The organism is Oceanospirillum multiglobuliferum (genome assembly GCF_900167095.1).
Classification (GTDB): Bacteria; Pseudomonadota; Gammaproteobacteria; order Pseudomonadales; family Halomonadaceae; genus Oceanospirillum; species Oceanospirillum multiglobuliferum.
The window spans coordinates 24,280-36,871 of sequence record NZ_FUXG01000013.1 but is presented as its reverse complement, the minus strand read 5'-3'; the positions used below and the strand labels follow the sequence as shown (position 1 = coordinate 36,871).

Genomic DNA, 12,592 nt, shown 5'->3' with positions numbered 1-12,592 from the left:
CAATTAGAAGACCTCTATGGTTTTCAGCTGCCATGCACAGTGTGCTTGATAAAAAGGCGTATTAATTTGTGGTTGATCACTAAATGGATAAAGCACCCAAAGTGGGCCTTTGTCTCGGATACGCATAGGTTTGCCATCCTGCTCAAACGCAATAAAAGCGTTGTGCTCTAGTAATATATCGACTGGAACCTCAATGGCATAATCATTCAAAGCAATAAAGCGTAAGTTTTGGCCTTTAGCACCTAGCTTTTCCAAGAGTTGCGCCACCGAAATAGCAGTATAAGTATGTTCTTGATCTGTCCAGATCGTTTCGGTTTTCACTTGATAGTTCGGCATCGCCTTTAAGTCTGCCAACGAGAAGTGATGATTAGATCCTGTCACCTCTCCTGTTACAGTCAATATATTTTGATCCGCTTGCAGTGGTGTTGCGATTAGAAAAGTCAGTAGCAACAGAGAAACAAGAGCCGCTGTAATCGAATGAATAGGCTTAATCATCATAAGGTTATCCTTAATTACCATTAACAACCATAAAAGAAAGGCTTATTCACAATATATAACAATTGTTACTGGCGCACCTCCTACAAAGGTGAAAATTTGGATATAAAAAAAGCGGGCAAATGCCCGCTTTTCACATACAAACCAAGAAATTAAGCGGCGAAGTTTTGCGCTGCGAATTCCCAATTTGCCAATGCCCAGAAACCACCTAGGTAGTTAGGGCGAACATTGCGGTAGTCGATGTAGTAAGCGTGTTCCCACAGGTCAACCGTTAACAGCGCAGTCTGACCGTTAGTCATTGGCGTGCCAGCGTTGCTGGTGTTAACGATTTCTAAAGAACCGTCAGCGTTTTTCACCAACCAAGTCCAGCTAGACGCGAAGTTGTTCACTGCTTTGTCGTTGAACTCAGCTTTGAACGCGTCAAAAGAACCCCACTTAGCATTGATAGCATCTGCCAGAGCACCAGTAGGCTCACCGCCACCATTTGGAGACAAGCTGTTCCAGTAGAAAGTGTGGTTCCAAACTTGCGCAGCATTGTTAAATACTGGACCAGCAGGCGCAGCCATGATGATCTCTTCCAGAGTTTTACCTTCAAACTCAGTGCCAGGAACTAGGCCGTTCAGTTTGTCTACATATGTGTTGTGGTGTTTACCGTGGTGAAATTCTAAGGTTTCCACAGAAATGTGTGGTAGTAACGCATCTTTCGCATACGGCAGTGCAGGCAATTCAAAAGCCATGGTTGTATCTCCAGTCAACTCAGGTCTAAAAATAAGAGACGACTATTCTTCACGGTGAATAGCGCCTCGGCATAATGACTATCAAGTGGGGGCTTAAAGATTTTTTTCAATTGTAGCAGTCTTTAAGCCTCACCCTTATATTAAGCTCAGGTGCCGAGATAATAGCATTACAATTGTGGATTTTCTATTTCTGAGTGAAAAGGTTGGATATTATCTGTCGATTTATTTTAATGGCACAATGTAATAGTCTTTCAACTTCACAGGCACAACCCATAACAAGCAGCATACGATATGCTCTAGTTATTAACTTTTTGATTCTACAGAATTAATAGATTTGGATAGGCAGCAATGGCGCATGACAACGACGAATTGAAAATAATACCTGAGCGCGATAGCTTGGCACCTAATCGTATTTCACCTTCTTCCCGCAGCGGCAATGGCTTGCTTTGGGGCTTTGTCATCATTCTCGCGGCCGGTCTCGGAGGGCTATATTTTCAAAATACTCAACTGAGCCAAACCTTAAACAAACAAAATATCCAACTGAGCCAATCTCTTAGTCGCATTAAAACACTAGAAGATGAACTGACGGCTACAGGGCGAGACCTTTCTAAGTCAGGAGCCACTTTAGAGAATCGTATTCAAACAAATGAGTCTGAAATACGTAAGCTGTGGGATCTGAGCAATAAACGTAATCGAAAAGACATTGATAGCAACGACAAGGCGATATCAGCCTTAAAAACGCAGTTTTCAATGGTACAGTCTGAACTTAAGCGCTTGCAGCAAGTACTTACAGATGAAAGTACGACTCGTAATATTGCAACCCAAACTTTGAAGACTGAGCAAGAGTTTCTCAACACCAAAATTGGCAATCAGCAAATCGCATTAACAGAGCAGATAAACGCACAACAACTTGCACTATCTCAGTTAACAGAGTCAGAAGGTATGTTGCGCGAGGCATTAAAGTCAGCTTTAGAAACTCGACTAAACGATTTACAACAACGCACCAATACACTTAGTGAGCAGCTGAGTCAGCTTGAGACACAAAAGGCACAAAACTCTAATGGTGACGTGGACCGTACACTCAAAGATCACCAAAATCGCTTAGATTCTATAGATGCATCTCGCCGCCAGCTGATCAGCAGTGTTACGCGACTTAGTACAGACATGACGAATCTACAGCTTGAAGTTGATGCGCTACTACGCGGCGGCGGCGACTGATTCTATATCCTAGCCTAAGCCCAACCGATCAAACAGAGAGCTTTTATGCGATTTCCCAAAGCACAATATTTAGCAGGCATGCAGCGCTTTATCTCCGTACTGCCGCACTGTCAGATACTGCAAATGTCGGCATTAGAGGCCGATGATCAACATGTGGTATTCACTGTCCCCTTTGCCGAACACTTAATTGGCAACGCACGCAAACAACTGATTCACAGCGGTGTGATTTCAACTCTTCTGGACACCGCCTGTGGCTCGGTTGTGGTATGCGCCCTGCCTAGATTTGAAATGTGTCCCACGCTTGATCTGAGAATAGACCATCTACGCCCTGCCGTTGCCAACAAAGCACTGTACTGTGAAGCTCGCGTGATCAAAATCACCCCTCAGATTGTGTTCACAGAGGGCGAAGTTTACCAAGACAAGGGGCTGCCTGTAGCAAGAGCCGTCGCTAACTTTATGCGATTGGGAGCTGATAAAACCCCAGTAGAAATGGATGCTGCGGTATTTGGAGTAGAGCCATGAATGAAGTTGACTCAATGGTAGAGCTGATCACCCGCACTCAAAGAGAAGGGGATTGGGAGGCGCTTCTGGATAAGATCCCTTATGCAAAGTTTATCGGCTTGTCGGCTCAAACCATGGGTGATGAAATTATCTTTCGCATGGAGCCATTACCTACAAATACTGGCAATCCCATTTTACCCGCTCTACACGGTGGTGTAATTGCAGGCTTTATGGAAACGGCAGCCACTCTGAACATGATGATGCGACTTGATGTCATTCAAGTGCCTAAAATTATTGACCTCACGGTTGATTATTTGCGCTCTGGTAATATGAAACCAACATTTGCCACCTGCACGTTAAACAGACAAGGTCGCCGTGTGGCAAATGTGCATGTGGTGGCATGGCAAAAAAACCGCGAAACGCCCATTGCCAGCTCAAGGGCACATTTTTTATTAGATGATGAGGAATAGATTCTAATTTAAGCACAATCTACTACCTCTACCACACTTGAAATATTTCTTTTTATCCCCACCTTTTCAAACAGATAGCAAGTTCAGCACCGTACTGGGCTGAACTTGCTCAACTGACCTGTTTCAGATCACTTTATATTTTCATTCGATCCATGAAACTGTTTTAACGCAATTGGAGTTTGACTCGATGTCTACTGATGCACAGAAAGAAACCCTTGGTTTTCAGACAGAAGTAAAACAGCTGCTGCACCTGATGATCCATTCATTGTACTCAAACAAAGAGATTTTCTTGCGTGAGTTGATCTCTAACGCCTCTGATGCCTGCGATAAGCTGCGTTATGAAGCCTTAGAAAATGACAGCCTGTACGATGGTCAACCGGATCTACAAGTTAAGATTGTTGCGGACACTGACAACAACACCCTGAGCATCAGCGACTCAGGTATCGGTATGACACGCCAAGAGGTGATTGATCACCTGGGCACCATCGCAAAATCAGGTACGGCTGAGTTCTTGGGCAAACTGACGGGCGATCAAAAGAAAGACTCTCAGTTGATTGGCCAGTTCGGCGTGGGCTTCTACTCCTCTTTTATCGTGGCCGATGAAGTGGAAGTGATTACTCGTAAAGCAGGTAGTACTACGGCTGAAGCGGTACGCTGGGTTTCTAAAGGTGATGGCCAGTTCACCGTTGAAACTGTTGAAAAAGCAGAACGCGGCACCACCATTATTCTGCACCTGAAAGCCGATGAAAAAGAGTTTGCAGAAGACTATCGCCTACGCAACCTGATTCGCAAATACTCTGACCACATTGCTGTGCCTGTGCTGATGGAAAAACCCTTCTACGGCAAAGATGAAGAAAAGCCTGCAACACCCGAGTTTGAAGCGGTTAACGAAGCCAAAGCCCTTTGGACACGTAGCCGTACTGATGTGAAAGATGAAGAGTATCAAGAGTTTTACAAGCATGTGGCACATGACTTCACCGATCCACTGACGTGGAGCCACAACAAAGTTGAAGGCAAACTGGAATACACCAGCTTGCTGTATCTACCGTCACGTGCGCCATTTGATCTGTACCATCGTGAAGCCTCTCGCGGCCTGAAACTATACGTACAGCGCGTATTCATTATGGATGACGCAGAGCAGTTCCTACCACTTTACCTGCGCTTTATTAAAGGTGTAGTGGACTCTAACGACCTGTCGCTGAACGTCTCTCGTGAGATTCTGCAACAAGACCCTAACATCACGTCGATGAAAGGGGCGCTAACCAAGCGTGTTCTAGACATGCTGTCTAAACTGGCAACCTCTGACGCGGAAAAATACCAAACCTTCTGGAATGAGTTTGGTAACGTGATCAAAGAGGGACCGGGCGAAGACTATGCCAACCGCGAGAAAATTGCCAAACTGCTGCGCTTTGCCTCAACACAGGGCGACAGCGATGTGCAAAATGTTGGCCTAGCCGACTATGTTGCGCGTATGAAAGAAGGCCAAACTAAGCTGTACTACTTAGTCGCCGATAGCTACAACACCGCTAAGAACAGCCCACACTTAGAGATCTTCCGTAAGAAAGGTATCGAAGTATTACTGCTGACTGACCGCATTGATGAATGGCTAATGAGCCACCTGACCGAGTTTGACGGCAAGTCATTCCAAGATGTCGCCAAGGGCGAGCTAGACCTAGGCGAAACCGAGTCAGAAGAGGACAAGCAAGCACAGGAAGAGGCGGCCAAGCAGGTACAAGGTATGGTCGAACGCTCTAAAGAATTGCTGAAAGAGCAAGTTTCTGATGTGCGCGTAACGCACCGCTTAACCGACTCGCCTGCTTGCGTTGTATTGACAGAGGGAGATATGGGTGAGCAGATGCGCCAAATCATGGCGGCAGCAGGTCAAGCAATGCCAGAAAGCAAGCCAATTCTGGAGCTTAACCCAAGCCACCCTCTGATCCTGAAGCTGGATCAAGAGCAGGACGAAGAGCGTTTTGCTGATTTAGCGCGCATCGTGCTGGACCAAGCAATGCTGGCAGAAGGTCGCCAGCTAAAAGACGCTGCGGCTTATGTACATCGCCTTAACAAACTGTTGTTAGAGCTGGTGAACTGACCATCACTTAAACTTCAAACCCTTTTGATCAAAACCCATTGGCTACCACCAATGGTTTTTTTTTGCCATTGAAGCCAACAACACCCCCATCAGCTCGGCTAGACTCAAAACAGTGCAAAAGCACAAAAGTAGTGCATACCACCACTTTGAAGCAAATGATTAGTGCTATAAACTACAGTTCATTCAAATCTAAATATTTATTTTTGTTACAACCATAATTTCTGACTATATAAAATACCGCTCATAGATTAGACTTTTGTCTACAGCACCTATATTTTGTAACAAGCCTCTAAATTCCCAGTTTGTTCTCTCAAAATGCTGCTAACTTAAAAACACAATTAAAAAAACCTTCTCCCCGAAGAGGATCTAGCAATGACGCTAAAAAACAAAGTATTGGCGGTTGTTCTGTTGCCAGTGCTCGTGATTACGTTAACGCTGACATATATAGGATATAACGACTTAAAAAAGGAAATTGAAGAGTCAGTCAGTACCGACACCAAACGTGTTGTAAATGATGCCAGTGTCACTATTAACGCGTGGTTAAAAAACAAGGCATTAGTGGCGGAGTCTTTTGCCAAACTGTCAATTGAACAACCCCACTTACTCCCTTTCTTGCAGCAAGCTGAAAAAGCGGGTGGCTTTGATGTGTTCTATTATGGCCGGGCCGATGGTCGCGCGCTCTTTTCCAATGTTGAAATTCAGAAAATTCTGGATGAAGAAGGCTTTGATCCAACCAAACGCCCTTGGTACTTAGAGGCTCAGAAAGCTGGCAAAACAATATTCACCGAACCTTATAAAGATGCCAGCTCAGGTCTGCTGATTCTTTCCGTTGCCAGTCCAGCGATTCAAAACGGCCAGTTAAAAGGGGTGGTTGGTGCCGACTTGGGCTTGGCAGAAGTTGTGGATGTGATTGAACGCATTGATGTCGGTGACAAAGGCTTCGTGATGTTGGTGGATGAATCCGGTATTGTCGTAGCACACCCTGACCAGTCTTTGCGCATGAAACCGCTCAGCCAAATTGGCCAAGAGCTCAACCAAGGTACTATGACCCGTTTGGCCAATAGCCAGCAGATGCTGATCGAAAAAATTAACGGGATTGATTACCTGATGCGCTTTCAAAAAGTGGGCAACTCTCGTTTCTATGTGGGGGTTGCCTTACACCAAGGTCATGTGATGTCTCCGGTGAAACAACTGCTCATCGTGAACAGCCTCGTGTCGCTGGTGTTGATTGTGATCGCTGCTGCTATGAGCATGATGATGGTGTCTCGTGTACTGAAACCTCTCACAGAGATTGGCGTTGCACTGGAAGAGATTGCCAAAGGCGGTGGCGACCTAACCAAACGACTCACCGTGCACAGCCACGATGAGGTCGGTGCACTGGCGTCGCACTTCAACCACTTTGTCGGCTCAATGCATCACATCATTCAAGACATCTCCAGCTTGGCCATTAATCTGCGCGAAACGGCAAATGCCAGCGCACAGGTGGCACAACGCACCAGTGATGATGTACAGCTTCAGATGCAAGAGGTCTCAATGGTAGCCGCAGCTGTTGAGGAGATGGCAACCGCTACCCATGAAATTGCCAATAATGCTGAAAATACCGCGGCAGCCTCTCAACAGTGCGCTTCAGCCAGCCAAGAGGGTCAGAAGGTGGTTGAGAAAAGTCGCCTCTCGATTGATAGTCTGGCTGGTCAAATTCAAGATGCCGCAACCGTAATCGACCGTTTGAGTGAGCACGCACAACAGATCAACTCTATCCTGTCGACGATTCAAGGTATTGCAGAGCAAACTAACCTACTTGCACTGAACGCAGCTATTGAAGCAGCGCGTGCAGGCGAGCAAGGGCGTGGCTTCGCCGTAGTGGCTGATGAGGTGCGGGTATTGTCACAACGTACCCATCAATCCACGGAAGAGATTCAAGGTATGATTGATAGCCTGCAAAAAGCGTCTGCCGATGCAGTGAAAATCATGTCCAGAAGTCGTGAACAAGCAAGTGACAGTGTAGAGGAAGCCAACCGTGCCTACGAGAAGCTGGTCGACATATCACTGATGCCATCACCAGCATCAGTGATATGTCGACCCAAACCGCTGCTGCAACCGAAGAGCAGAGTTTGGTAAACAAAAATATCTCTGAAAACACACTGCGTATTCGTGATATTGCTGATCAGCTTTCTGGTGAATCAGATCAAGCCAAACAGCGTGCGGCTCAGTTAAATCAGTTGGCAGATCGTTTACACGATCAAGTAGGACGCTTTAAGCTTTAATAATCTGGACAATACATCACTGAAATTAAAAATGCCTGACACATCGTCAGGCATTTTTTTCAGCATAAAATGTGGTCAATTTTAGTAACGGAACCGACCCAATTGCTTTTCCAATTTTTTTACGAGAGACAATAGCGACTGGCTTTCTTTATTCGCATCAACAACCCCACTCGCCACTAAATTTGTTTCGTCACTGATATTCACAACATTGCGCGTAATATCTTCTGTTACAGCTCTTTGCTCTTCAACGACACTGGCCATCTGAGTGGTCATGTTATCTATTTCAGTAATCACCGTGACAACATGCTGTAGGTGTAACGATGCCTCTTCTGCCAACTCCAAGCAAAGCCCTGACTGTTCGTTGCCTTTCTTCATCGCACCAACCGCGTTCTTTGCCCGCTCTTGCAGTTTGTTGATGAGAGCCTGAATTTCCTCCGTAGATTTCTGTGTTTTGGAGGCAAGGTTACGTACCTCATCAGCCACTACTGCAAAGCCTCGTCCAGACTCTCCTGCACGAGCTGCTTCAATTGCGGCATTTAGGGCCAACAAGTTAGTTTGTTCAGAGATGCCTTGAATAGAGTCAACAATTTGACTGATGTTGTCGCTGTCTTGAGAAAGTAGATCCATCAAAGTTGAGGTATTACTGATCTGCTCCGACAGTTCCCGAATTGAACGAGTACTCTCGTAAACATTCTGCGCACTGCTGTCTACAGAAGCTTTCGCCTCACTGGATGAATTAGCCGTATTAGTGGCAATCAACGCAACCTCTCCAGCGGAGGCCGACATCTCATTAATCGCCGTCGCAATTTGATCAACTTCAGCTCGTTGCTTTTCAATGCCTATCGCACTGTTGTTAGAAATCTCTGTGGCTCTGTAGGCTGAGCTTTCAACACTACTCATTTCAGCGGCAATATCTTTCACAATACCGTGGGTCTTTTCGATAAAGGCATCAATCCCCCGAGCCAGATCGCCCACTTCATCATCTCGCTGTAAGCTTAAGCGCTGCGTCAAATCACCATCTTGAGAAGCTAATTGGTTAATCATCTCCGCGGCACGACGGATGGGCGTTGCAATGCTATGCGCAATAATCGTTAGCAATACAATGCCTAAACCTGCAATGGTGGCGCCAATAAGAATGGACGTCATTAAGCTTTCACTGAACTGCTCCGCCATAGAGGCCTGAGCTTTGATTGCGCCAGCTAAAACAACTTTTTCATCTAAATTGATGACCGCCGCCCAAGGGGTATTCACTCCCGCAAGAGTAATTGGTTGTACCGCCCACAGTCGGCCATCTGCTTGTAATATTTCAGGTAATCCACTGACGACCAATTTTAAAATTTGATCTTTCTGTGCACCTTGATACGTTTTAGCCAAAGCCTGTTGACCATCTGAGTCCGCTGCGACAAGCCCCGTATGACTGATCAGTAATACCTGACCTTGCCCAGAGTACAGCGACTGATCCGCTTCTTTAGCCAGCTTGCTTAAAAAACTAAGCTCCATATCAATACCCGTCATACCTTTGATCTGACCGCCTACGATAATCGGCATCGTAATAGAGGTACCTACAATGGTTCGACCTCCGGCCTCCCAAGAATAAGGCTCTGCCAGGCAGGTTTTCCCCGTATCGACTGGACAACTGTACCAAGAGGAGTCGGTATTACCTTTGGCAATATTGTCATAGACTGTTTTTAAATCTAACGCACGATATCCTAAGCTCGCGTCAGCATTTCTATACCAATATGGCGCAAATTGACCATTATCGTAAGTATGGGAGAGGCCTATCGATTCTTGATCCTTTCCATCGACCGCATTAGGTAACCAAGCGATATAAGTGCCCATGACGTTGCTATTTTGCTCCAGCATCGCCTTAGTGTATTCGTAGAAAGGTTGGCGTTGGGTTTCTAGACCATTTTGAGCAATAAAGCTGGTCATGGTGTCCGCCATACCTTTGGCAACATACATCGCTTTATTCAATTCTGAGGCCGTTTTCCCCGCTTGAGCTTCGGCTAACGCCGACAGCTGCGCCCGCGCTTTTTCAGTCAGCTCTTGGCTGACCAAAGTGGTTGTTTTCGCTTCTACCGCACTATTTTTCCATGCAATCGCGGTTAAAAGCGTGAGAGAGGAGAAGATGAGGCAGGCTCCGGTAGCCAGTGCAATTCTTGTTTTAATTTTCATCTCGGGCACTCACTTACAGGCAATGATTGTGTATTAACGAGGCTTTTTATTATGCGGTAGCATTATTACGTGCTTATGAATAGCACAGGTTATCGATATAGATCTAGCACTTTACTAACAATAGCCGACAAAGCTTCTTTTGTATGTTTATTAAACCTTATCCATATAACGAGCAACCGAGACAAACTCCGGCTCTGAGCGATAGCGCCAGACAAACCACATACCATAAAACACCGTAAAAATCACCAACACTTTTAGCCATAGGGCAAAAGGGCGAAAAAACAACGGATAGCTTACCATCGTGATCATCATAGTGGTTGAAACCAGCTTCACCTTATGTGGAATCACGTGGTATTTCTCCCAAGCTTTAATGATTGGGCCAAAGGTAGGTTGGTTCAGTAGCTTTTGATGTAGGCGTTCAGAGCCTTTAGAGAAAAAAAATGCGGCCAATATCACAAAAGGCGTAGTTGGCAGCAGTGGCAACGCAACACCAATTGCACCTAAAAGTAGCGCCAACCAGCCTGCGGCTAAATACAGTGGGCGTTTAAACTGCTGCATGCCGATGTCCTTTTGTCTGTGCTAACAGATTGAGCAATATCGTTATTTTGGATCAGATGCAGCATTTTGTCAGCGAATTAATCTTTTATTAATTCTTTCGTTTTTTCGGTAGCTGTTTTAGCACCCGACTTAGTAGAGCAAACACCACGCTCTGCGGCACATTTAGTCATACAACCCATTTTGCCAAAAGTGTCATTTAGATAGCGTACCTTGCAGCTTGTTTCACAGATGGTCTGTTCAAGAGAGCAGTCAGCATAGCTAACTGAGCTGGCAAGACTAAATAACAGTGTGGTTAAAAACAGACTTAGCTTAGACATAATTAAACTCTAATTACTTGAAAACAGGGCACTTAATCTAAGTAGCCTAATAAAGACAGAGGGTAAGCGTATCAGAATTCAATATCAAGATGAGATTCAAGCAGAGTAAGAGGGGGCGAAACGAAAAAAAGCCGATGACAACTCCTATCAGTCATCATCGGCAAATCCGAGCATGTTCAGTGCTCGACCCATTTTGAAAACACAGTACAAAAGCTAAAACTTAATTGGCCTCTGCACTTGTCACACTCGTTGATTTGGAACGACTTTTCGGAAAAAAGTTCCGCAAAACTGGCGCTAATAAGACCATCAGCGCCAAAGTCATAATGACCGCTGTAATTGGACGCTCCCACAAGAATGACAAACTGCCATCACTAATAATTAAAGCGCGGCGTAGGTTATCCTCCATTAAGCCACCCAATACAAAACCCAGTAGTAAGGGCGCCATTGGAAAGTTCAACATGCGCAAACCAATTGCCGCCATGCAGAAAAACACCATCATATAAATATCAAAGGTGTTGAATGACACCAGATACACACCGGTAATCGCAAAGAACAGAATCATAGGCACCAATACCGTACGCGGCACCATCAACAGCTTTGAGATATAAGGGATCAGTGGCAGATTCAAAATCAGCAGCACAATATTGCCGATGTACATTGAGATAATCACTGACCAAAACACATCGGGGTTATCCACCAACATTCTTGGCCCCGGCTGAATACCGTAAGCGATTAAAGCCCCCAACATAATAGCCGTTGTACCTGAGCCTGGAATACCAAGGGTCAATAGCGGTACAAAAGAGCCTGATGATGCGGCATTATTGGCCGACTCAGGGGCAACCAAACCTCGTAAGCTTCCCGTACCAAACTTCAGCTTCTCTTTGGCACTGGCCAGATTACGCTCCATACCGTAAGCCAAGAAGGCCGCGATGGTTGCACCCGCACCGGGTAATACGCCCACGATAAAGCCTAAAACAGAAGAACGCAGTGCCGTAGGAGCAACCTCTTTGACCTCTTCCGCAGTCACTTTCATGCTGCCAATGGCAGAGGTGTCGGTTTGGTTCTCTTCTTCTTTCAGGTGATCACGCTTCAATACCGCCATCACCACCTCAGCCAATGCAAAGGTCGCCATCGCCAGCAGCAAGAAACTGATACCATCCATTAAATCAATATTGCCAAAGGTAAAGCGCTCAACCCCACTGGAACGGTCAGTACCTATGGTTGAGATCATCAAGCCCAATACCGTCATCAGCATCGCTTTCAGCACTTGGCCTTTACCCGAGAACGCTGCCACAGCGGTTAAGCCTAAGACCATCAACGCAAAGTAATCTGCCGACTGGAAACTCAGCGACACACTGGCCAACATTGGCGCAGCAACCAGCAAGAAAATGGCTGAGATGGTGCCCCCTGTAAAGGACGCATAAGCCGCCAGAGCCAATGCTTTACCCGCCTGACCTTTCTGCGCCATAGGGTAGCCATCAAAGGCTGTCACAACGGTGCTTGAGCAGCCCGGTGCGTTAATCAAAATCGAAGAGGTCGAACCTCCAAAAATCGCGCCGTAATACACCCCCGCCATCAAAATGATGCCAGATGCGGGATCAAGGCCGTAGGTAATCGGGATCATCAACGCGATGGCTGAAACAGGGCCTAAGCCTGGCAACATGCCGATAAAAGTGCCGACGAAACAGCCGATAAACACCATAAAAAGGTTGATTGGTAAAACAGCGGTGCTGATACCCGTCATAATGCCATCTAACATGGTATG

12 protein-coding genes are annotated in these 12,592 nt (G+C 45.9%); 6 read left to right on the top strand and 6 right to left on the bottom strand.

Annotated elements, in window-relative coordinates; translation table 11 throughout:
- Positions 1-3: 3 nt before the first annotated feature.
- Together B5D26_RS16075 and B5D26_RS10080 are read right to left on the bottom strand one after the other, a co-directional pair.
- Positions 4-498 carry a putative pterin-binding protein gene (locus B5D26_RS16075; protein WP_080051846.1) on the bottom strand — a complete coding sequence of 165 codons (495 nt, stop codon included), beginning with the start codon at positions 496-498 and terminating at the stop codon, positions 4-6.
- 149 nt (positions 499-647) lie between these two features.
- Positions 648-1,232: a superoxide dismutase gene (locus B5D26_RS10080; RefSeq protein ID WP_078745613.1), complete on the bottom strand. Its 585-nt coding sequence runs from the start codon at positions 1,230-1,232 to the stop codon at positions 648-650.
- 348 nt (positions 1,233-1,580) lie between these two features.
- Between B5D26_RS10080 and B5D26_RS10075 the strand changes: the two genes are divergently transcribed.
- The 6 genes from B5D26_RS10075 (at position 1,581) to B5D26_RS16070 (ending at position 7,777) form a co-directional block, all read left to right on the top strand.
- On the top strand, positions 1,581-2,450 hold the full coding sequence (locus B5D26_RS10075) for a hypothetical protein (RefSeq protein ID WP_078745612.1): 870 nt from the start codon (positions 1,581-1,583) through the stop codon (positions 2,448-2,450).
- 45 nt (positions 2,451-2,495) lie between these two features.
- Positions 2,496-2,972 carry a PaaI family thioesterase gene (locus B5D26_RS10070; RefSeq protein ID WP_078745611.1) on the top strand — a complete coding sequence of 159 codons (477 nt, stop codon included), beginning with the start codon at positions 2,496-2,498 and terminating at the stop codon, positions 2,970-2,972.
- The gene (locus B5D26_RS10065) at positions 2,969-3,421 is read left to right on the top strand and encodes a PaaI family thioesterase (protein ID WP_078745610.1); all 453 of its coding nucleotides are present in this window, start codon (positions 2,969-2,971) and stop codon (positions 3,419-3,421) included. Before B5D26_RS10070 ends, B5D26_RS10065 begins: the two co-directional genes overlap by 4 nt.
- Before the next feature lie 187 nt (positions 3,422-3,608).
- Entirely contained in the window at positions 3,609-5,513 is a 1,905-nt protein-coding gene (gene htpG, locus B5D26_RS10060; RefSeq protein ID WP_078745609.1) for a molecular chaperone HtpG, read from the top strand.
- A gap of 372 nt (positions 5,514-5,885) precedes the next feature.
- Positions 5,886-7,631, top strand: a complete 1,746-nt coding sequence (locus B5D26_RS10055) for a methyl-accepting chemotaxis protein (protein ID WP_078745608.1) — start codon at positions 5,886-5,888, stop codon at positions 7,629-7,631.
- Complete coding sequence (locus tag B5D26_RS16070; protein WP_139776566.1) at positions 7,586-7,777, top strand: hypothetical protein; 192 nt, start codon at positions 7,586-7,588, stop codon at positions 7,775-7,777. Before B5D26_RS10055 ends, B5D26_RS16070 begins: the two co-directional genes overlap by 46 nt.
- Before the next feature lie 81 nt (positions 7,778-7,858).
- On the opposite strand, the gene B5D26_RS10050 is transcribed toward B5D26_RS16070, so the two are convergent.
- From B5D26_RS10050 to B5D26_RS10035, 4 genes are all read right to left on the bottom strand, one after another.
- The gene (locus B5D26_RS10050; protein ID WP_078745607.1) at positions 7,859-9,952 is read right to left on the bottom strand and encodes a methyl-accepting chemotaxis protein; all 2,094 of its coding nucleotides are present in this window, start codon (positions 9,950-9,952) and stop codon (positions 7,859-7,861) included.
- Between the two features lie 150 nt (positions 9,953-10,102).
- Positions 10,103-10,510: a YbaN family protein gene (locus B5D26_RS10045; RefSeq protein ID WP_078745606.1), complete on the bottom strand. Its 408-nt coding sequence runs from the start codon at positions 10,508-10,510 to the stop codon at positions 10,103-10,105.
- A gap of 77 nt (positions 10,511-10,587) precedes the next feature.
- Positions 10,588-10,827 (bottom strand): hypothetical protein, encoded by a 240-nt coding sequence (locus B5D26_RS10040; RefSeq protein WP_078745605.1) that lies wholly within the window; start codon positions 10,825-10,827, stop codon positions 10,588-10,590.
- A gap of 220 nt (positions 10,828-11,047) precedes the next feature.
- A complete protein-coding gene (locus B5D26_RS10035; RefSeq protein ID WP_078745604.1) occupies positions 11,048-12,586 on the bottom strand; it encodes a tripartite tricarboxylate transporter permease in 1,539 nt (512 codons plus the stop codon).
- Positions 12,587-12,592 lie beyond the last annotated feature (6 nt).

Bases quoted from the DNA above. Each gene is read 5' to 3' on its own strand.
- B5D26_RS10035 (WP_078745604.1), bottom strand. From the start codon at position 12,586: ATGTTAGATGGCATTATGACGGGTATCAGCACCGCTGTTTTACCAATC.
- B5D26_RS10055 (WP_078745608.1), top strand. From the start codon at position 5,886: ATGACGCTAAAAAACAAAGTATTGGCGGTTGTTCTGTTGCCAGTGCTC.
- htpG (WP_078745609.1), top strand. From the start codon at position 3,609: ATGTCTACTGATGCACAGAAAGAAACCCTTGGTTTTCAGACAGAAGTA.
- B5D26_RS16075 (WP_080051846.1), bottom strand. From the start codon at position 498: ATGATGATTAAGCCTATTCATTCGATTACAGCGGCTCTTGTTTCTCTG.
- B5D26_RS16070 (WP_139776566.1), top strand. From the start codon at position 7,586: ATGTCGACCCAAACCGCTGCTGCAACCGAAGAGCAGAGTTTGGTAAAC.
- B5D26_RS10045 (WP_078745606.1), bottom strand. From the start codon at position 10,510: ATGCAGCAGTTTAAACGCCCACTGTATTTAGCCGCAGGCTGGTTGGCG.
- B5D26_RS10080 (WP_078745613.1), bottom strand. From the start codon at position 1,232: ATGGCTTTTGAATTGCCTGCACTGCCGTATGCGAAAGATGCGTTACTA.
- B5D26_RS10040 (WP_078745605.1), bottom strand. From the start codon at position 10,827: ATGTCTAAGCTAAGTCTGTTTTTAACCACACTGTTATTTAGTCTTGCC.
- B5D26_RS10050 (WP_078745607.1), bottom strand. From the start codon at position 9,952: ATGAAAATTAAAACAAGAATTGCACTGGCTACCGGAGCCTGCCTCATC.
- B5D26_RS10065 (WP_078745610.1), top strand. From the start codon at position 2,969: ATGAATGAAGTTGACTCAATGGTAGAGCTGATCACCCGCACTCAAAGA.
- B5D26_RS10070 (WP_078745611.1), top strand. From the start codon at position 2,496: ATGCGATTTCCCAAAGCACAATATTTAGCAGGCATGCAGCGCTTTATC.
- B5D26_RS10075 (WP_078745612.1), top strand. From the start codon at position 1,581: ATGGCGCATGACAACGACGAATTGAAAATAATACCTGAGCGCGATAGC.